This is a genomic window from Novosphingobium mississippiense (genome assembly GCF_044029535.1).
GTDB lineage: Bacteria > Pseudomonadota > Alphaproteobacteria > Sphingomonadales > Sphingomonadaceae > Novosphingobium.
This window is the reverse complement of sequence record NZ_CP147003.1, coordinates 1,292,484-1,310,574: the sequence shown is the minus strand read 5'-3', so window position 1 is coordinate 1,310,574 and position 18,091 is coordinate 1,292,484. Positions and strand designations below refer to the sequence as shown.

Annotated in this window: 16 protein-coding genes and 2 pseudogenes; 8 read left to right on the top strand and 10 right to left on the bottom strand. The window is 63.0% G+C overall.

What is annotated here, in order from left to right:
• Positions 1 to 109 precede the first annotated feature (109 nt).
• Positions 110 to 763, top strand: a complete 654-nt coding sequence (locus WBP06_RS24280) for an alpha/beta hydrolase (protein WP_395334787.1) — start codon at positions 110 to 112, stop codon at positions 761 to 763.
• On the opposite strand, the gene WBP06_RS24275 is transcribed toward WBP06_RS24280, so the two are convergent.
• The 4 genes from WBP06_RS24275 to copC form a co-directional block, all read right to left on the bottom strand.
• The gene (locus tag WBP06_RS24275; RefSeq protein ID WP_395334785.1) at positions 757 to 2,154 is read right to left on the bottom strand and encodes an anti-phage deoxyguanosine triphosphatase; all 1,398 of its coding nucleotides are present in this window, start codon (positions 2,152 to 2,154) and stop codon (positions 757 to 759) included. The two genes, WBP06_RS24280 and WBP06_RS24275, sit on opposite strands and share 7 nt — an antisense overlap.
• Positions 2,155 to 2,340: 186 nt before the next feature.
• Complete coding sequence (locus tag WBP06_RS24270) at positions 2,341 to 3,459, bottom strand: FUSC family protein (protein WP_395334783.1); 1,119 nt, start codon at positions 3,457 to 3,459, stop codon at positions 2,341 to 2,343.
• An 82-nt stretch (positions 3,460 to 3,541) separates the two neighbouring features.
• A complete protein-coding gene (locus tag WBP06_RS24265) occupies positions 3,542 to 4,396 on the bottom strand; it encodes a CopD family protein (protein WP_395334780.1) in 855 nt (284 codons plus the stop codon).
• Positions 4,397 to 4,400: 4 nt separating this feature from the next.
• Positions 4,401 to 4,775 (bottom strand): copper homeostasis periplasmic binding protein CopC, encoded by a 375-nt coding sequence (gene copC, locus WBP06_RS24260; RefSeq protein ID WP_395334778.1) that lies wholly within the window; start codon positions 4,773 to 4,775, stop codon positions 4,401 to 4,403.
• A gap of 192 nt (positions 4,776 to 4,967) precedes the next feature.
• On the opposite strand from copC, the gene WBP06_RS24255 reads away from it, so the two are divergent.
• The 3 genes from WBP06_RS24255 to WBP06_RS24245 are packed head-to-tail and all read left to right on the top strand — an operon-like array spanning position 4,968 to position 6,248.
• Entirely contained in the window at positions 4,968 to 5,243 is a 276-nt protein-coding gene (locus WBP06_RS24255) for a hypothetical protein (protein WP_395334775.1), read from the top strand.
• Positions 5,244 to 5,246: 3 nt separating this feature from the next.
• Complete coding sequence (locus WBP06_RS24250) at positions 5,247 to 5,684, top strand: periplasmic heavy metal sensor (protein WP_395334773.1); 438 nt, start codon at positions 5,247 to 5,249, stop codon at positions 5,682 to 5,684.
• Positions 5,685 to 5,690: 6 nt separating this feature from the next.
• Positions 5,691 to 6,248, top strand: coding sequence for an RNA polymerase sigma factor (locus WBP06_RS24245; RefSeq protein ID WP_395334771.1), 558 nt, complete (start codon positions 5,691 to 5,693; stop codon positions 6,246 to 6,248).
• A gap of 101 nt (positions 6,249 to 6,349) precedes the next feature.
• Here WBP06_RS24245 and WBP06_RS24240 read toward each other — a convergent pair whose 3' ends face one another.
• Both WBP06_RS24240 and WBP06_RS24235 read right to left on the bottom strand, forming a co-directional pair.
• Positions 6,350 to 7,195: a glycine zipper 2TM domain-containing protein gene (locus tag WBP06_RS24240; RefSeq protein ID WP_395334769.1), complete on the bottom strand. Its 846-nt coding sequence runs from the start codon at positions 7,193 to 7,195 to the stop codon at positions 6,350 to 6,352.
• Between the two features lie 203 nt (positions 7,196 to 7,398).
• On the bottom strand, positions 7,399 to 7,596 hold the full coding sequence (locus tag WBP06_RS24235) for a DUF1289 domain-containing protein (protein WP_395334767.1): 198 nt from the start codon (positions 7,594 to 7,596) through the stop codon (positions 7,399 to 7,401).
• A gap of 121 nt (positions 7,597 to 7,717) precedes the next feature.
• On the opposite strand from WBP06_RS24235, the gene WBP06_RS24230 reads away from it, so the two are divergent.
• Positions 7,718 to 9,490 carry a copper resistance system multicopper oxidase gene (locus WBP06_RS24230; RefSeq protein ID WP_395334765.1) on the top strand — a complete coding sequence of 591 codons (1,773 nt, stop codon included), beginning with the start codon at positions 7,718 to 7,720 and terminating at the stop codon, positions 9,488 to 9,490.
• Positions 9,490 to 10,461: a copper resistance protein B gene (locus tag WBP06_RS24225; RefSeq protein WP_395334763.1), complete on the top strand. Its 972-nt coding sequence runs from the start codon at positions 9,490 to 9,492 to the stop codon at positions 10,459 to 10,461. The genes WBP06_RS24230 and WBP06_RS24225 overlap by 1 nt, the downstream gene beginning before the upstream one ends.
• A gap of 603 nt (positions 10,462 to 11,064) precedes the next feature.
• Here the strand turns inward: WBP06_RS24225 and WBP06_RS24220 are convergent.
• Positions 11,065 to 12,150, bottom strand: a pseudogene (locus tag WBP06_RS24220) (recombinase family protein); the annotation flags it as partial.
• A gap of 1,182 nt (positions 12,151 to 13,332) precedes the next feature.
• Between WBP06_RS24220 and WBP06_RS24215 the strand changes: the two are divergent.
• On the top strand, positions 13,333 to 14,484 hold the full coding sequence (locus WBP06_RS24215) for a tyrosine-type recombinase/integrase (protein WP_395337571.1): 1,152 nt from the start codon (positions 13,333 to 13,335) through the stop codon (positions 14,482 to 14,484).
• Between the two features lie 136 nt (positions 14,485 to 14,620).
• Positions 14,621 to 14,902: pseudogene (locus tag WBP06_RS24210) on the top strand (HU family DNA-binding protein); the annotation flags it as partial.
• A gap of 327 nt (positions 14,903 to 15,229) precedes the next feature.
• Here the strand turns inward: WBP06_RS24210 and WBP06_RS24205 are convergent.
• From WBP06_RS24205 to WBP06_RS24195, 3 genes are read right to left on the bottom strand one after another with little or no spacing between them, the layout of a single operon-like run.
• The gene (locus tag WBP06_RS24205; RefSeq protein ID WP_395334761.1) at positions 15,230 to 15,901 is read right to left on the bottom strand and encodes an HAD-IA family hydrolase; all 672 of its coding nucleotides are present in this window, start codon (positions 15,899 to 15,901) and stop codon (positions 15,230 to 15,232) included.
• A 24-nt stretch (positions 15,902 to 15,925) separates the two neighbouring features.
• Positions 15,926 to 17,077 (bottom strand): MFS transporter, encoded by a 1,152-nt coding sequence (locus tag WBP06_RS24200; RefSeq protein WP_395334759.1) that lies wholly within the window; start codon positions 17,075 to 17,077, stop codon positions 15,926 to 15,928.
• Between the two features lie 15 nt (positions 17,078 to 17,092).
• A complete protein-coding gene (locus tag WBP06_RS24195; protein WP_395334757.1) occupies positions 17,093 to 17,881 on the bottom strand; it encodes a DeoR/GlpR family DNA-binding transcription regulator in 789 nt (262 codons plus the stop codon).
• Positions 17,882 to 18,091: the final 210 nt, after the last annotated feature.

Here is an 18,091-nt window from a genome sequence, read left to right as displayed (position 1 = left end):
CCGGGATTGCCAGGATAAGCGGCCTTATCCTAATGGGTTGACTTGCACGCCGTCCAGTAGTCGCCGCATTGCCGCAAATGGCACGACCAGCGGTGCCGGATAGATAAGGATGCCTATGTCGCTTGATGGCCCACGCCTAGCGCCCCTGTCCGGTTCCAAGCCTGACGCGCTCATCGTCTTCGTTCATGGTTATGGATCGAACGGGGAAGACCTCATTTCGCTCGGCGCAATGATGCAACCTTCGCTACCAGGCGCCGCATTCGTCGCTCCAGACGCCCCCGGAGAGCTTCCATTCATGGCGGCAGCGTATCAGTGGTGGCCAATCGAAGAATTCTCGATGGCCGAACGATCGATCGGTGCCGAGATGGCCAGGCGGGATTTCGATGCCTTCCTCACCGCGGAACTGGAAGCAGCGGGCCTGGACAGTTCACGCCTGCTGCTGATCGGCTTCAGCCAGGGTGCGATGCTCGCGCTGCACGCCGGACTGCGCCGTCCTGCCAGCCCGGCCGGCATCGTGGGCATATCTGGCATGCTCGTCGCGCCCGAACGCTTGGAAGCCGAAATCCAAAGCCGCCCGCCGACCCTGCTCATCCATGGCAGCGAAGACGATGTCGTCCCGTTCCGCTCCATGCAGCTGGCCGCGGTTGCACTCGAAGGGGCGGGCGTACCTGTCGAGACGCATATTTCGCACGGTGAAGGCCACAGTATTGCGCCGGATGGTCTTAAAGCGGCAATCACGTTTGCTCAGCGCGTTCTCTATTGAATGATGGCGCCGGGTAAGGCGCCATCATGGACTTCAAGGTGGATGCGCCGTTCAAAACTGATCGAAAATCGACCCCATCCGCGGACTGAACAGTCGGTCGTACGCTTTGAGTAAGCCCCGTCGGTCATGCTCGCGATGTAGTCGCAGATGACGCGGGGAACATCCTCGCCGTGGCGAACCCTCGCCAGTTGATCCGCCGGCAGCAGAAGCTCTGGCTCGGATGCCAACGCCTCGAACACCGACACCACCATCTTCTGGCCCTTGAATTCAAGTTGCTGAACGCCAGCGCTTTGAATGACGGCGCGATAGACCGCGTCCTTCAGCGCTTCCAGGAACGCCTTTGGGCCGGATTGCATCCCGGCCCGGAACCGGATCATGGGTTCGTCGAATTCGTCATGGGTTTCGATCTCGCAATGCGTGATCAAGTGGCCGACCATCCGGCCGATGCAGCGCTTCCGCTCGCCGCTGTCGCCAAACAGCATCGCGATCAAACGTTCGTAGACGTTGTTCTCGGACTCCTGCGGGTATTTCTGCTTGAGATAGGACAAGAACGAAGCGCAGCTTTCCTCCGGGACAAGCATCCGGAAGGTGCTCTCATCGACAAGCCGCAGCGCCAGGGCATCTTCAAGGTCGTGCACGCCGAAACCGATGTCGTCGGCCACGTCCATGATGCTGCAATCGAAGGATTTATGGACGGCCTGGTGGTGCTTCCCGCCTTGGGTTCGCAGGGCCGTAAACCTCTCGCGATCCGCGCTGGAAAGCCGCTCGAGCACGCATTGCACGACATCACGTTCGGTATCGAGGTAGCATTTGGGCGGCTTGGATGCCGCACGGTCGATGATGCTGATTGCCGTGGTCCGGCCATTCAGGCGGGGCGGACAAGCCGGATTGTAGGCCTGCGAATAGGGAACCGGATACTTCAGCACGCCAAGCAAGGTACGCCGCATGAGGTTTGCGCCGGCGCCGGCCGAAAATTGCTCGAGCTTTGAAAGGATACGCAATGTCTGCCCATTCCCTTCAAAACCGCCCGCCTCGCGCATGCAATAATTGAGCGCCACTTCGCCGCCATGCCCGAACGGGGGATGCCCCAGGTCATGCGTGTTGCCGATTGCCTGCATGAGACTGTGTTCGGGCAGATGGGCAATCGCCGGATGGTCAGGAAAATCCTTCCTGAACTGCCGGGCAATTCCTCCCGCAATCTGGGCCACCTCAAGCGAATGGGTGAGCCGGGTCCGGTAGAAATCGCTGTCCCCCAGATTGAGAATCTGCGTCTTGCCTTGCAGGCGCCGGAACGAGGCCGAATGGATTACCCGCGAGTAGTCGATATCGGCTTCATCACGAGCATCGCTGTTTTGGGCCTGCCAGCTTTCCTGCCTCGCGTACCAGCTCATCTTGGACTTCGCTCTCCTGTGGCCAACGCTCGCCGTCGGCCGTGCCTGAGCCGTCTAGAGCAGTTTCCGATCCGATTGCATCGGATAAACTGCTCTAAGATCCTGGTTTGCCGCGTTTTCCGAGTCATCAGGTGATTCCACCTGATTAGAAAACGCTTTAGCGTCCAATGCGCCGGATACCAATTCTTACGATCCGCCGGTCTCTGCCCCCACTCGATCAGACCTGGCATACATATTTGCGATGGAATGCGGGACGAGCCAGGCGACGACCAACGCAAGTACACCGCCCAGCAGCGTTGCGAGGAAACGATGCTCAGCATTCAGCAAGGGCGTTGGCTGAGCCAGCGTTACCATCAAGACGACGGTCGCGGTGATGCAAGCCGTCAAAACCGCATAGTGGGCCTTTTGCAGGGCAAAGGCCGCGCCCGCAGCCACGCTGATCCCCGCAACCAGCAGCAGTGGCCGGTCGCTCGCCAGCATCGCGAAGAGCGTTGCCACTAGTCCTCCCCCGATCGTGCCCCCCAATCTCGCCATCCCCCGCGCCCGTGTCTCATGCAGGCGAGGTTTCAGGACGATCAGCGCGGTCATCGGGGCCCAGTAGCCGTGATCGAGGCCGAAGCGGTTTACTAGGAGGATACCGCCTCCCACACACAGGCCAGCTCTGACCATGTGCGCAATCAGCAAGGCACGATCCCGGACTTGCGTTATCGCACTTTGGAGGATCGCCTGGGCTGCCTTCGGATACAACCGCGCGAGGCACCACACGGCCGCTAATTGCACGGCGCCACCGATCGCGACCATACCCGTTCGGCCAACGGCGCTTTCCAGTGGTCCGCCGTAGAAGCCGGCAACGAAGAAAATGATGACGATCTGCAGGATCACCCACCACAGGTCTTCGTCATAAAGGGCCAGCGCGGCACATCCTGCCGCAGCCATCGCCGCGCAAAGTACGAAGGCTGCCGTATGCGGTCCGAGCAGGGTCCCAAGGAACGCCGCCATCGACATTCCGACCCAGGCACCAAGCATTGCGGCCCAACGGCGGCCTCTCAATTCGCGCGCCGCGCCAAAGCCGACGGCAAACGCTGCACCTGCAGCGACAACGCCACCGGAGACGGCTTGCAGGCCATATCCGCCCAAGATCAGAACTGGGATTGCCGGAACGCAAAGCGCGGCTTCGCGCCAATGAAATGGGATTATCGAGGCGTTGACACGGTCGAGAACCTGCCTTGTGATGCCTTTCGCCAGTTCTCGTGTCCCGAAACCTTTGTTTCGATGCGGCTTACCCGGCCTGACGTTCCGCAGCAAGGCTGCTCAGTGCCCAGCTTCGGCGGATGGGGCCTCACCGCTGGCCGCGCACCGTCTGCTGTCCTGAGCGACGCGACCCGCGTCAGCCGTGCGGATCGAGTTGCCCGGCCACGGCAACCACCAGCACGATGGTCACGGCGCAGGCCGTTTCCAGCATGAGCGAGCGCGACAAGCGGCGCGCGGCGCGCGGCTTTCCCGCCGCCAATGCGGGGACCAGGTGCCAGCGGTTGCGCGCAGCACAGCCCAGCATCGTCAGGAACAGGGCCACTTTCACGGCGATCAGCCGGGGCCATGGGCCGGAAGGAAGGCTGCCATCGCTGATCAGCCATGCATTGGCGGTGCCGGTCGCGAACAGCACCGCGACCACGATCGTGCCGGTGCGGGCAAAGGCGGCAAGGCTGCGGATGACCTCGTCTTGTGCGTTCTTGCGGAACATGGCGGCAAGGAAGGCCAGCATCGCGCCGAGCCATAGCGCGGCGGCGCCAAGGTGCAGGATGTCGCTCATGGGCAGCATCGCGCTGCCCGCTCCGGCATGACCGGTCCATGCCGCGCTTGCCAGCGCGATCAGGGCCGGCGGAGCGAGCCAACGCGGACTTGGGCGGAATGCGATGGCGGCAAACAGCAGGAAGAGCGCCACGGTGCGAACCGTCAGTACCGTGGCCAGCGGTGTGGCGCCGATCACGGCGGCGAAGGTCTGGCGGCCGAGTTGGGCCAGCGGCATGTCCACCATCGCCGCGACATCCGCCACGGCCCACCACAGCGATGCCGCCAGCGCACCGGCGGCCATGGCGGCAAGCATGGCGCGGGCGCTGGCGGCGAACCGCGCGCGCCGGTCGATCAGGGCATGAAACGGCACCCCCGCCACCGCCAGCATCAGCGCATAACTGACGCAGCGCGCGGCGACTACGGGAGCGGCGATGAGGGCGCCGTTTTCCAAGCGATCAGCGGACGGCGAAGCTGTAGCTGCCCTCGACGCGGTGCTGGTCGGCGGCGACGGCGTGCCAGGTCAGCTGGTAGGTGCCGGTCGGCAGCGGGCGGGGCAGGGCGACGGTCAGGGTCTTGCCGCTGGCCTTGGCGGTGATGCCCTTGATCGGCATCGGCTTGTGGTCCGCCATGCCGGGCATCGCGGTCATCACCAGGTCGATGCCCGAAAGCGGCGCGACAAGGTCTTCGGAGAAGGTCAGCGCGATGGAGGTGGGCTTGGTGACCGCCGAATTGGCGGCGGGCGTGGCGTTCACCAGCTTGGGATGAGCCAGCGCGACAGAGGGGACGGCGGCGACCGCAAGGATGGCGGCGGCAAGGGCAGAGAGGCGCATGGGGGAAGCTCCGGTTCCGTGGTCCGGGCGAACCAGCTTGCCCGGACTTGCAGGAACCCATACGCAGGGCGGCACGCCATCCCTTGGCGAGGCGGACGAATTTTTCCGTCACAGGCCCGAGGGATACGGCGCGCCGGCGCGTATCGGCGAGTGACAGGCGGATCAGGACAGTTGGCAGACGGGAACCAGCCGATGAACGAAGTGGATCAGATGATTGCGCTGCTGCGCGGAGAGCCGCTACCCGGTGCTTTGGGCGGGATCGACGGCGCGGTCATGGCCGGCATCGCTTCCGGGCGTGAGCGCATGGTGGCGAAGCGCGGGCTGGTGCTGGCATGCAGCGTGGCGGCGGTGGTCGGCCTGTGGGGTGGTCTGGCGATGCCGGGCTCACTCTCCGCACGCGATCACGGCCATGGCGAACCGTTGCTGGGCACGCCGGCGGCGGCGCCTTCGCATCTGCTGGCGTCCTGATCGGTGCGGTACGCCTATCGCTATGTTCTGGTCGCCCTAGCCGCCTTTCTGGTCGCTTTAGGTGCGCTTTGGGTCGGCCAGAAACTGCGCGCGGATGAGCCGGAAGAAAGCCGCATCCATGTCCTGCTGCATCGCGAACTCGATCTCGATGCCGGGCAGAAGCGGCAGATAGACGTTCTGGAACAAGGCTTTGCCGCGCGCCGCAGCCAGCTTGAAGGCGAATTGCACGCCGCCAATGCCGATCTGGCCCGCGCCATCGAGCACGAACATGCCTATGGTCCAGATGTGGAAAAGGCGGTCGACCGGTCGCACGTGGCGATGGGCGAATTGCAGAAGGCGACGCTCCAGCACGTCTTCGCGATGCGCGCGGTTCTGCGCCCGGACCAGACCTCACGCTTCGACAAGGCCGTCGCCGAGGCCCTGACCAAGCCGCAGGACTGAACCGGCGTGGCCCCGCCGGAACTGGACGAGACCGCAGCGGTCGCGGCGGCGCTTGCCGGGCGGCAGGCGGGCTTTTCCGCGCTGATGGACGCCCACCGCGATGCCGTGTTCCGCATGGTACGGGGCCATCTGGGCAACGAGGCGGACGCGCTGGACGTGACGCAGGAGAGCTTCGTAGCGGCGTTCCTGGCGCTGCCTCGCTACGATCCGGCGCGGCCGTTTCGGGGCTGGATCCTGCGCATCGCGCTCAACAAGTGCCACGATTGGGCGCGGCGGCGCAAAGTGCGGCGCTTCTTCGCCTTCGCGCTGCCCATGGAGCACGCTGCCCATATCGCCGACGCGGGGCACGATCCGGAGCAGGCGCTGGCCTCTCGGCACGAGGTAGCGCGTATTCACGCGGCGATCGCCGCGCTGCCCGATGCGCTGAAGGAGCCGTTGCTGCTCTGCGCGCTGGAAGGAATGCCGCAGGACGAGGCGGCGGCGATCCTGAGGATCAGCCGCAAGGCGGTGGAAACGCGCATCTATCGCGCCCGGCAGAAATTGGCGCACCTGGCTGAGCAATAGGACTGCGCGCCGAACTCGCGCTTGAGGACGGCGGCGTTTTTGAAGGCCGGGCCCGAGACTGGAAACGATCTCGGGCCCGACTGCGATCTTATGCCGTCCGGTCAGTGCCGGCGGTAGCCGTAGTGGCCGCGATAGCCGCCCCAATGGCCATGCGGATAACCATATCCCGGCCGGCCGTAGCTGTAGTGGCGATAGTACCACGTGCGATAGGGATAGGGGCGGTAGGTCCAGCGGTTGTCGATGAAGATCCACGGGCGATACCAGGCCGGCGCGGCATAGTAGTACGGCGTGCTGTACCCTTCGTAATAGAAGGTCGGCGCATCGTTACGCACGACGTAGCCCGGCGGGCACCCCGGACTGGTCGCGCCGGTGCTGGCACTGCCTACGGCCGCGCCGCCAACGGCGCCCATGGCACCGCCGACGACAGCCCCTGCGCCGCGATCGTGTCGGCCGGCGACACTCGATCCCAGCAGGGCGCCCAGCAGCCCGCCGATCAGTGCGCCGGAGCCTGCGTTGCCGCTGGAACGCACGCAATAGCGCTGCGCCCAGTCTTCGGCATGCGCTTCGTAGTAGCGATCCTGCTCCATGTCCTGGGCGTAGGCCGGATCCTGCTGGTATCCCGGCGGCGGAGGCGGCGGTTGCGAGCCGTCATAGCCGCGCGGCGCGGTCGTGGCGTAGCCGTCCGGCGGTGGCGGGGCATAGGGCTGGCCGTAATCGCCCTGATATTGCCCCTGGTAAGGCTCCTGATATTGGCCCCCGTATTGGCCTTGATACTGCCCTTGATACTGGCCCTGATAGGGGCTGCCGGGCGGAGGGGGCGGCGGCGGATAGGGCTCGGACGCCTCGGCCGGCGGGTAATCCTGTGCCGAAGCGGCAGCCAGGGGCGTCGCGACCGCAACCACCCCCATCATCACGTATGCGCCCGCCTTCTTTAGCCTGCCAGCCATGTCACTTGTCCTGTCATATTCGAAGCGCTGAACTTGCCACTTCGAGTGTGAACTGCCGCTGACGGGCAATGTTCTGAAACATCCCTAAAATGTCGCGATATGTCGCCAGCAGCACGCCGCCCGTCGTCGCGCATCTGCGATCCCGGAAAGCTGCGCGCTCTGCCCGGCAAGCGCGCCGATCAGTTGCGGGACTGGCGGATTGCTCAGCCTTTCGTTCGGTCCGTATCGCGGGTGGCAAGGCGCTGCAGGCGGCGGGGCAGTTCGCGTTCGATGGATTTGCGACCATGGGGCTGCATCTTGCGCCATTTGCGTACTTCATCGATCGTGCGGGCGCATCCACGGCACCAGCCCGAACGGCCGTCGAACTGGCAAATCGCAATGCAGGGGTCCTTGATGCTCATCGCCGCTTCTCCGAATCGCTTCGCCCGTAGCGAAATTCGGCGATCGTCGCGAGGTCGATCGACTCACGCGCATTGTATAATCCCGGCCGAGGGATAGCGAAACGCGGCGCGTATTGCCTGCATGGCATTGTACGATACCCCCGGCCGCACCCTGCTTCAGCGCAGGCGTTTCCTTGCCCTTGGTGGCGCGCTTGCCGGAAGTTTCGGATTGGCGGGGGTGTTTCCGGCATGGGCGAGGAGCGGAACGCCTGGCATTGCGCATGCCAACACAGATTCCGGTGTTCTGACCGGCAATTCCATCGCGCTGCAGATCGGCGAGAGCCATTTCTCCACCGGTGGGCGCTCGGGGCACGTCGTGACCGTCAACGGCTCGCTGCCCGCGCCGCTGCTGCGCCTGCGCGAAGGCGAGACGGTGCGCATCGCCGTCACCAACCACCTGAAGGAACAGACCTCGATTCACTGGCACGGGCTGCTGGTGCCGTTCCAGATGGACGGTGTGCCCGGTGTTTCCTTCCCCGGCATCGATCCGGGCGAGACCTTCGTGTACGAGTTCCCGCTCGTCCAGTCGGGGACGTACTGGTATCACTCGCATTCCGGCATGCAGGAGGCCGAGGGGCTGTTCGGCCCGATCGTGATCGATCCCGCTGGCCCCGATCCGATCGCCTGCGATCGCGAGCACGTGCTGGTCCTGTCGGACTGGAGCCCGATGCACCCGCACGAGCAGATGCGCCGGTTGAAGATGATGGGCGGCTACTTCAACCGCCAGCGCCAGACGCTTTCGGGTTTATTGGGCGGTAGGGACCAGTCGCTCGCCGACCGTCTTGCCTGGGCGAAGATGCGCATGGACGCGACCGATATCTCGGACGTGACCGGATCGACCTACAGCTTCCTCGTCAACGGGCATGGCCATGCAGAAAACTGGACAGGGCTGTTCGCACCCGGCGAGAAAGTGCGCCTGCGCGTCATCAACGCCTCGTCGATGACGAACTTCAACTTCCGCATTCCCGGCCTGCCGCTGACTGTGGTGGCAGCGGACGGCAATACCGTGCAGCCGATCGAGACCGACGAAGTGCAGATCGCCATTGCCGAGACCTACGACTTCATCGTCGAGCCCGGCTCGGCGGAAAGCTACGGCGTGATTGCAGAGGCTATCGACCGTTCGGGCCTCGTCCGCGCAACGCTGGCGCAGCGGGCGGGGCTCGTAGCCGAAACGCCGAAGCTGCGTGAACGGCCTGTTCTCACCATGCGCGACATGGGCATGGACATGGACGGCATGGACATGGGCGAGGGCGGCGTGATCGACCTCAGCAAGCCAGCCAACAGTTCGATGAGCGGCCACTCGATGTCGATGCGCGATCCCTCGGTTGCGCCCGCCGTGAAGATGGGGCCGGGCGTCGCCACGCTCTCACCGATGCCCGTGGACCGGCTTGCCGACCGCCCGACCGGACTGGAAAACGTCAATCACCGCGTACTGACTTATGCCGATCTGCGCTCTCACGATCCCAATCTCGATCCGCGCGTTCCGAGCCGGCAGGTGGACGTGCATCTGACCGCCAACATGGAACGCTACATGTGGTCGATGGACGGTGAGACGATGTCGGAAAACCCGGCGCCGATTCCTTTCCGTCTGGGCGAGAGGGTGCGCGTCAATCTCATCAACGACACGATGATGCCGCATCCGATCCACATCCATGGCCACTTCTTCGAACTGGTCAACGGCGAGCCGGGGAACCGGGCGCGCAAGCACACCGTCAATGTACTGCCGGGCGGCAAGGCCTCGTTCGATCTCACCGCCGATGCCGAGGGCGACTGGGCGTTCCACTGTCACATGCTTTTACATATGCACGCCGGAATGATGCGCGTGGTGACGGTGCGCCGGGAGGGAGAAGCCTGATGGCTCGGTTCTTCCCGGTCCTCACCTCGCTGCTGCTGGCGACCTCCCCTTTGGCCGTGCAGGCACAAGAGACCGGCTCCACACCGCCGCAGGTCGACGAGCATGCCGGAATGGATCATGGCAGCATGGACCATTCACAGATGGACATGTCTGGCATGGACATGAGCGAGCCGGACATGAAGGGCATGGATCACTCCGCCCACGCCATGCCCGCAAGCACTGTCTCCGATGAGCCGGGCAACGCCCCGCCGCCGCCGGTGCCGACAGACTTTCCTGCCGAGCGCTTCTTCGAGCCCGATCGCATGGCGGCCTCGCGTGCGGCGATGGTGAACGAGATGAAGTTCAGCACCTTCGCCCTTCAGGTCGATCAGCTGGAATTCCGCACCGGCAACGCCGGCGATGGTTTCGGCTGGGAAGGGCAGGCTTGGTACGGCGGCGATATCGACAGGATCGTGCTCGCCAGCGAGGGCGAAGGTACGTTCGGTGAGCGAGCCGAACGCATTGAACTGGGTGCCTACTGGCGCCATGCGCTCGATCCGTGGTTCAACCTGCAACTCGGCATGCGGCAGGACTTCCGGCCGGATCCGCAGCGCACTTACGCGCTGGTCGGCATCGAGGGGCTGGCGCCTTACTGGTTCGAACTGCAAGGTCAATTGCTCGTCTCGAACAAGGGAGACATTCATGCACGCGGCAAGGCGGGCTACACGCAGCGCATCACCCAGTCACTGGTGGTCGAACCCGAAGCCGAGGTGGATTTCGCGTTTCAGGACGTACCGCCGCTAAACGTCGGAGCGGGCTTCGAGCGGCTCGAACTGGGCGCGAGGCTTCGCTATGAACGCAACCGCTCGCTGGCACCTTATGTGGGCGTAAATTGGGAGCGTAAGCTTGGCGGAACCGCCCGGATTGCGCAGGATGCGGGTGAGGATGTGTCTGGCGTCTCGGCGGTTTTCGGCGTGCGTGCGATGTTTTGATTGCGGCGCTAAATCGTATTGGAATGGGCGCAATTTGTAATGGTTGCGTACCCCCGCAACCACCGATACCGACATCGGCGCAGCAACAGATCCGGATTTGCCCTTGTTTCCGGCGGTTTCGTGCTGCGATGCCCATTTCATAATAGCCCCGAACTCACCGTGCAGAGTGGCGGTCATTTCGCCCGGATTCGCTCCGGGAAACAGCGTGACGCGCTCGATCAGACCGCGAATGGCGCGTGCGGCCTCGTCTCGTTCAAAGGGATGATGAAGCGCCTCGGACAGGCGCTCAACTTTCTTGTGGTAGAACTTGGCGATGTTGGGATGGATATCCGGGGCGACATACGGCGCCTCGCTCATCCGCGCCCGGATGGCATCTTCCTGCGCTTCCAGCGCCAATAGCTTGTCGACCAGACCGCGCGTTGCATCACCGTCCGCTGCCATGTTCACCAGCCGCTCGATGGCCTTCACGACCTTCTTGAGTTCCGCCTTGTCGGCAGTTGCTGCCGAGCGCTGCTGTTGGTTCAGGCGGTTGCTCTCCTCGACATAGGCATGGACTGCTTCGGCGACGATTTCAGGAGCCATCAACCGGTGGCGCAGACCTTCGAGCACGCGCGCCTCGAGGACTTCGCGTTTGATGGTACGAACGTTCGTGCACGAACGTTGATGCAGATGCGCGGAGCACCCGAAGCGACCCTGTCCGCGCAGTGCGACTGGACCATTGCAAGTGCCGCAAACCAGCAGGCCAGATAATAGCGACTTTGGACGGCGCTTCAGCTGGAGTTCCGCTCCCACGTTTGCGCTTTCGTAGTCAATTCGCTGCGAGGTTTGGCGCGCCTTCACGGCATGCCACAATTCGTCATCGAGAATTCGCAGCTCGGGTACTTCTGTTGTAATCCACTCGGATTCGGGATTGAGGCGGGAGACGCGCCGACCCGTCTGAGGATTCTTGAGATAACGCTGACGATTCCAGATGAGCCGGCCGACGTAGAGTTCGTTGTTAAGGATGCCGGTGCCGCGCTTGGTGTGTCCCCGCAATGTCGTGTTCCCCCAGAGCTTGCCGTACGGGCCGGGTATCCCTTCCGCGTTGAGCCGCTTGGCTATGGCCAAAGGGCTGATGCCGTTCGCATAGTCACGGAATATGCGGCGGATGACCTCGGCTTCAACTAAGTTGATCGTACGGTCGCCGCGGATTGGTTCACCACCGGCGTCAAGGCGCCTCACCAAATCGTAGCCGTAGGACAGGCCGCCCCCAGACTTTCCCTTCTCGACGCGGCCGCGCAGTCCGCGATGGGTTTTCTTCGCAAGGTCCTTCAGGAACAACGCGTTCATCGTGCCCTTGAGGCCGACATGGAGTTCGGAGATTTCACCCTCGGCGAGCGTGACGATGGTTACGCCTGCAAACTGCAGATGTTTGTAGAGTGTGGCAATGTCGGCCTGGTCGCGTGAGATACGATCAAGTGCTTCTGCCAGCAGAAGATCGAACTTTCCTGTCCTCGCATCCTCGAGCAACTGCTGAATGCCTGGGCGCAGTGTGACGCTTGAACCCGAAATGGCGGCGTCTTTATAGCTCGCGACCACTCGCCAGCCTTCGCGGGCAGCTTGTTCTCGGCAAATGCGCAGTTGGTCTTCGATCGATGACGGGCTTTGCCGATCGGTGGAGTAACGGGCATAGAGGGCAGTGCGGATCATGAAAAAACTCCCGACAGCGAAAGGCCGTCATGCTCGCATGACGCCCGTGCCTCCCTTTCACCCTACGCTTTAGTGATCTCGGGATTTTCATGGCTTTGAGGGGGAGGTTGCGCCGTGTTCAACTCGCGGGCGATCTGGCGTCCAAGCAGGCGAGCAAGGCAAACCAACGCGTCCTGGGTTCGGGGGTGCCGTCCTTCGGCCGGTTTAGGGACAGCATCGCTATCCCCGGCAGCCTCGGGCGGGTTCAATGGACCACTCCGCATGCTGGCAACCTTGAAGCTGATTGCGGGTTGGCGACCACTTGTAAGGACCGGCCTTCGGTCAAATTTTCCGAATGGCGGGGGGCTCCAACGTCTAGAGACAAAGTCGCTCGAAGGGCGGGGCGGGCGTCCGGAGACGCGCTGAAAAGAGCGATCGTATCAGGGCACGTGCGGGGATCGGACATGAGGAACCTGTTGTCGGACGGGACGATCTGACAGCAATGGGGGGCTGGAACTGTACTTCAAGGGGCTTCAAAATGGGGTAAATCTATTCGTCGTCCATCACAGTGCCAGGGCGTCCACGATCGTGTTGCCCGTATGCAGAAATATTTTTTCCGCTACCGGGCCGAGGGTGATGATGAGACCCGCTCAAGCAGGAAAGCAGGCATTCATACGGGGCTGCGTCAGCCAATGACTTTGCGCCTGAGGTGAGGCGTTTGGTTGCCGTATTGATCAGTTGCGTTGGAAGAGCCCGCGCGTGCACGCTCGCTGCGTGCTCAGCTCGGTGGCGATATTTGTACGCTACGTGGGCTCCCGACGCGACGTGCAGCAGCGCGATTGATAAGTGGTGCTACAGTCAAAGTGATCCGCGGGCAGTCGTCCATGCAATCACTAGGTCGGAGACCCGAGTTTCAAATTTTTTCGGAAATCGCTGTTTAGACTTCCAGGGCACACGATCTGAGGAATAGACATTGGTGCAAGTGAAGATGTTCGCGATGTCGGTATTTCTCTAGGATAACGTCAGACGTATACCTGTGATAATTGCCCTTATTGCGTGTTCATATCGAACGTCGCTATACGTGAAGACACGCCCGAACGTGGCGAGGGCAGAGGACAGGAATTGGCGGAAAACCGGGACATTACCGCGATCGGCGAGGCGCGCTCCAAGGCACCGAGCCTGGCGGCCTCCGTCGTCGAGGATCTGCCGCGTTTCCTGACCGGTTTGCGCGCGTTCGAACGGGTCACCCTCGATGCCGCGCTGCTCGATGCCTTCGTTGCCGCATTCTCGCGCCACACGGTACTGGCGCTGCGCTCTGATCTCGCCGCCTTCGATCTCTGGTGCCGGCAGACGCAGCGTTATACGGTGCCCGCGCAGCCTGAGGATGTGGCCGACTACCTCGACGTGCGCGCCGGCGAGGGTGCCAAGCCGGCGTCGTTGTCGCGGTACAAGGCGTCGATCGCCAAGCTGCACCAGTTGCTGGGCCTCTCCGATCCGACCAAGGCCCCGCTGGTCAAACTGCGGCTCGCGGCGATCCGCCGGCAGCAGGGCGTCGCCCAGCGCCAGGCCGCGCCGCTGCGCTTCAAGGGACCGGTCCGCGATATCGAGCGCGATCCGGCGCGCGGGCTCAATGTTCGCGCGCTGCTCGACGCCTGCGGCGAGGACCTGACGGGGCTGCGCGACCGTGCATTGCTGAGCCTGGCCTACGACACCGGGCTGCGCGTGCGCGAGCTGGTGGCGGTGCAGGTGGCCGATCTCATCGCGGCGATCGATCCCGAGGCGCGGTTGCTGCGGATTGCGCGCAGCAAGGGCGACCAGGAAGGCGAGGGCGCCACCGCCTATCTGTCGCCGCGCACGGTACGCGCGATCGCGGCATGGACCGCGGCGGCCGAGATCGAGACGGGTCCGCTGTTTCGGCGGGTGATCGTGCGGCGCTACAATGCCCGCGCGCGGCAGCCCGGGCGCAAGCTGGAGACGATCTCCGGGCGCGAGGCCTGGGATCTGCGCAAGACTCTGCCCAAGCCGGCGGTGCCGGCGCGCACTGAGTATTCGATCGGCGAGCGGGCGCTGCACCCTGCCTCGGTGGGGCCTATCTGGCGGGCGATCATCACCCGGGCCTTTCAAAACGGGGCCTTACCCGATTTAACGAAGGACGATCTGGCGCGCCTGGTCGCGCAGGTCAGCGGGCATTCGACACGCGTTGGGTTGAACCAAGACCTGTTTGCGAGCGGCGAGGATCTCGCTGGCATCATGGATGCCTTGCGCTGGAAGAGCCCGCGCATGCCGCTGGCGTACAATCGCAACTTGCCCGCCGAGGCGGGCCCGGCCGGGCGGTTGATGAAAAAGCTGGGATAGAGGGCGCCATCGGTGTGTCGGGCAAACACGATCGACGAGCCCCAAAGTGCCCAAAGTTTACCCGGGTGGCGTTGCTGGCCTCCAGGACGCCCGCTAGGGTTCACTCGATCGGAATTTAAGAAAACCACAGGAGAATACCCTCATGAACAATGCCGATATCGCCGAGAAGCTGGCCGCCGAGATGGGCGTCACCAAGGCCGATGCGAAGAAGGCTGTCGATGCGGTCTTCGCGGCGATTGCCGATGCTGCTGCTGCCGGCGACGAGATTTCGCTGAACGGTTTCGGCAAATTCAAGGTGAAGGATTCTCCGGCTCGCGAAGGCCGTAATCCTTCGACCGGCGAAACCATCCAGATCGCGGCTTCGAAGAAGCTGACCTTTGCGCCAGCGAAGGCGATCAAGGACAAGCTTAACGGCTGAGGCTCCGCGAAAGCGAAAAACGGCACTGCGTCCACGGCGCGGTGCCGTCTTTGTATCGTCGCGCCGCGTATCGTTTTCAGGAGAGCGCCCGACGGGGTAGGGTTTCGCGCGCATCTCCGTAAGATCGAACAGTGGTAGACTGCTAATCCGCCTATTCAGGTCCCCTTAAGCGGATTCAGCTCCCAGAACCTGCTGTTCCCAGAGATCTGGCGTCCGTCAGTCTGAACGGCAGGGTTTGGGGACGAAGCCGCCATTTGCAACGCCGTTGCGGAATGGCGGCCAATGCCAGAACTGGTCATTCACCTGCCTCGCTGACAGGCTTGTTGGTTAAGTACGCTCAACCTCATCGCTCAGAATGATGGAAAGCGATGATCCATCCATCGCGCATTCTACCGAGGTGTAGCTCATTAACGTCAGCACGGGACCATCATGTTTGTGGGGCGTCGCATGCCGATTGAACGAACGCATGTTACCCCTGCGAGCCGCCTCATGGCCGGCGAACGTGTCTTCGAATACGATGCATCGCTGCGGGTCTGCGCCAAGACGAGCAGCCGCAAGAAGGTAGCCTTCCGGGTCTGGCTTCCCGGTGCCAACGTCGCTCGCCGTTATCAGCACATCTGGGATCGGCAGCCCCGCAGCGGCCAGTCGGTGAGCCGCGAGATTTGGCCCCGCCGACGTCACGACTGCCCACCGATCGGACGGAAGGCTTTCGAGAAGCTCTTTTGCGCCTTCGATCGGAACAGTGCCGTCCTCGTCCGCGATCTCGAGTGCTTCGATTTCCCGAGCGGACGCGACTGCAATTTCCTCGGTCGATGAGAAATGGCGCGTCGTATCGAGAGTCCGGCGCCCGTGCGAATAGGTTAGGACCGCCTCGGGATCGACGCCCATCTTGGCAGACCATGCACGCCAAATCCGCTCGGACACGGCTGTGGAATCCACCAGAGTCCCGTCCATGTCGAACAAAAGGGCGTCAGCGGAAAGAGTGATGCGTTCAGTCATTATGGGGCTCACAATCAAGGGGGGTTAAGCGAGCGCTTCAGTCTTCGCGCTGCGTGTCACGGTCGCGGCGCACAGCGGAACGAGGAGCAGCATGATCGTCAGCATCCAGAAGGCGCCGGGCAGACCAATCGCCTGGGCAGCGAAGCCCACTCCTGCCGGGCCGGCCAAGGAACCGGCATATCCGACGGTGGTGACGGCAGCGATAGCAAGGCCGACTGGCATGACCTTCTGGGTGCCAGCCTGGCGAAACAGCACAGGAACCGTGTTCGAGGCACCGAACCCGATCAGCAGGAAACCGAGGAGTGCCAGTGCTGCGACCGGAGCGGTGAGAAGAACGACGTAGCCGACAATGGCAAGTACGCCCCCCCAGAACACCGTGCGTCCATCTCCAAGCCGCGCAACAATTGCGTCGCCGGTGAGGCGGCCCACCGTCATCGCCACGGCAAAGACGCTGTAGCCAATACCGGCTTGCGCGGTCGGCAGCAGACCGTTTCCAGTCAGGAGAAGCGCGCTCCAATCCAGCATCGCTCCTTCCGTCAGGAAAGTGATCGCAGCCAGTATCGCGATCAAAGCCACGACCCCGCGAGGCACGACCAACAAGGGCGTGTCATCCGATTGGGGCGTGTCGATGAGGCGAGGCGCAGCGACCAGCATGCAGGCGATCATCAGCACCGCTGCTACGACGGTCCCGGTGATCGGATCGACATGCGCTGACAAAATCGTAGTCAGCAATAACGACCCGACAAACCCTCCAACGCTGAACAGACCGTGGAAGCCCGACATCAGCGGCTTGGCAGACTGCTTCTCAACCTCCACGGCATGGACGTTCATGCTGACGTCGATCAGACCGAGGAAACCACCGAAGAGCAGCAACGCCACCACCATCATCGGGATCGTTGGCGCCAAAGCGAGGAACGGCAACAGGATTGCCTGCCCGATCCCGCCAATGATGATGATAGGACGGGCGCCGATCTTCGAGATGAACGGGCCTGCGAACTGCATCGCCAGTACCGAACCCAGGCCGAGGCAAAGCAGCAATAGACCCAGCGATCCGTCGCCCACCGCCAACCGGGCCTTCGCGAGTGGCACTAGAGGAGCCCAGCAGGCAAGACCGAAGCCAGCCACAAAGAAAGCGATCCGGGTCGCGAGACGCGATCCAGCTTCACGTTTGGTCACGAAACTTCCGATCTGTCAGGATTGAGGTAAGGCGAGTGGCTCGGCGCGCAGGATACGGGCTCCGGCGGACCTTAGATCCTCGACGGCGATATCTGCTGCGTCGTGCTCGACGATGACCCGCAGAACCGTGTCGAGGGTTGTGACCCGATGGGGGGCCTGCGCGCCAATCTTCTCATTCGCGGCAAGCACCAGGGTGCGACGGCTCCGCGCGATGAGTGCGCGCTTGAATGTCGCGTCGGCGCCGTCGAAGGCGCTCACACCGCCCTCGGCAGAAAGGGTGCACACACCCAGGAAGCAGAGGTCGATATTTAGCCGGCCAACCGCTTCCAGCGCAATTCCATCGATTGAGCCGCCAATCACATTGTCGACGTCTCCACCCACCATGTGAATGTGAATATCCCGACGAGCAGCAAGGGCTGCAGCGATCTCGATAGAGCTCGTTGCAACGACCAGGTCGCTGTCGCTGGGCAGTTCCTCGGCAATGACGAGGCTGGTGCTTCCGTTATCCAGAAAGATGAAGCTGCCGGGCTCGACAAGGGTCATCGCGGCGCGCGCCAGTGCACGTTTTCGATCGATGTCTACACCTGCCCGATCGGAAACCGGACTGGTTCCAGGTGTAAGCGGAAGCGCCCCTCCATAAACCCTGCGGCACACACCTGCGGCAGCAAGCGCGCGAAGATCACGCCGAATTGCGTCTTCAGAAACGCCGAACTCGGCCGCGAGGGTGCCGGAGTTCACCGGGCTGCCGGCAATCAATCTCGATGCAATGAGGTCGCGCCGGGCCAAGGGAATGTTGATTGTCATGAGCCCGCCAGTAGCAGTCGAATCATGCGGAATCAAGAATGAATCATGCAGCAACGAATGGAGATGGACCGGACGCGCCCGAGTTCACCCAACGATATCCTCGAAAAAACGGAAGGTCATTGGTGCGTTGCTAACGAGATCGTGCACAAACGCGCATAAATCCCACTGCACCGAACTGCACGAACCGCAGCACACGGAAGTCGACACCTG

Bases quoted from the DNA above. Each gene is read 5' to 3' on its own strand.
- WBP06_RS24280 (WP_395334787.1), top strand. From the start codon at position 110: ATGCCTATGTCGCTTGATGGCCCACGCCTAGCGCCCCTGTCCGGTTCC.
- WBP06_RS24275 (WP_395334785.1), bottom strand. From the start codon at position 2,154: ATGAGCTGGTACGCGAGGCAGGAAAGCTGGCAGGCCCAAAACAGCGAT.
- copC (WP_395334778.1), bottom strand. From the start codon at position 4,775: ATGCGCCTCTCTGCCCTTGCCGCCGCCATCCTTGCGGTCGCCGCCGTC.
- WBP06_RS24255 (WP_395334775.1), top strand. From the start codon at position 4,968: ATGAACGAAGTGGATCAGATGATTGCGCTGCTGCGCGGAGAGCCGCTA.
- WBP06_RS24240 (WP_395334769.1), bottom strand. From the start codon at position 7,195: ATGGCTGGCAGGCTAAAGAAGGCGGGCGCATACGTGATGATGGGGGTG.
- WBP06_RS24235 (WP_395334767.1), bottom strand. From the start codon at position 7,596: ATGAGCATCAAGGACCCCTGCATTGCGATTTGCCAGTTCGACGGCCGT.
- WBP06_RS24230 (WP_395334765.1), top strand. From the start codon at position 7,718: ATGGCATTGTACGATACCCCCGGCCGCACCCTGCTTCAGCGCAGGCGT.
- WBP06_RS24225 (WP_395334763.1), top strand. From the start codon at position 9,490: ATGGCTCGGTTCTTCCCGGTCCTCACCTCGCTGCTGCTGGCGACCTCC.
- WBP06_RS24205 (WP_395334761.1), bottom strand. From the start codon at position 15,901: ATGACTGAACGCATCACTCTTTCCGCTGACGCCCTTTTGTTCGACATG.
- WBP06_RS24195 (WP_395334757.1), bottom strand. From the start codon at position 17,881: ATGACAATCAACATTCCCTTGGCCCGGCGCGACCTCATTGCATCGAGA.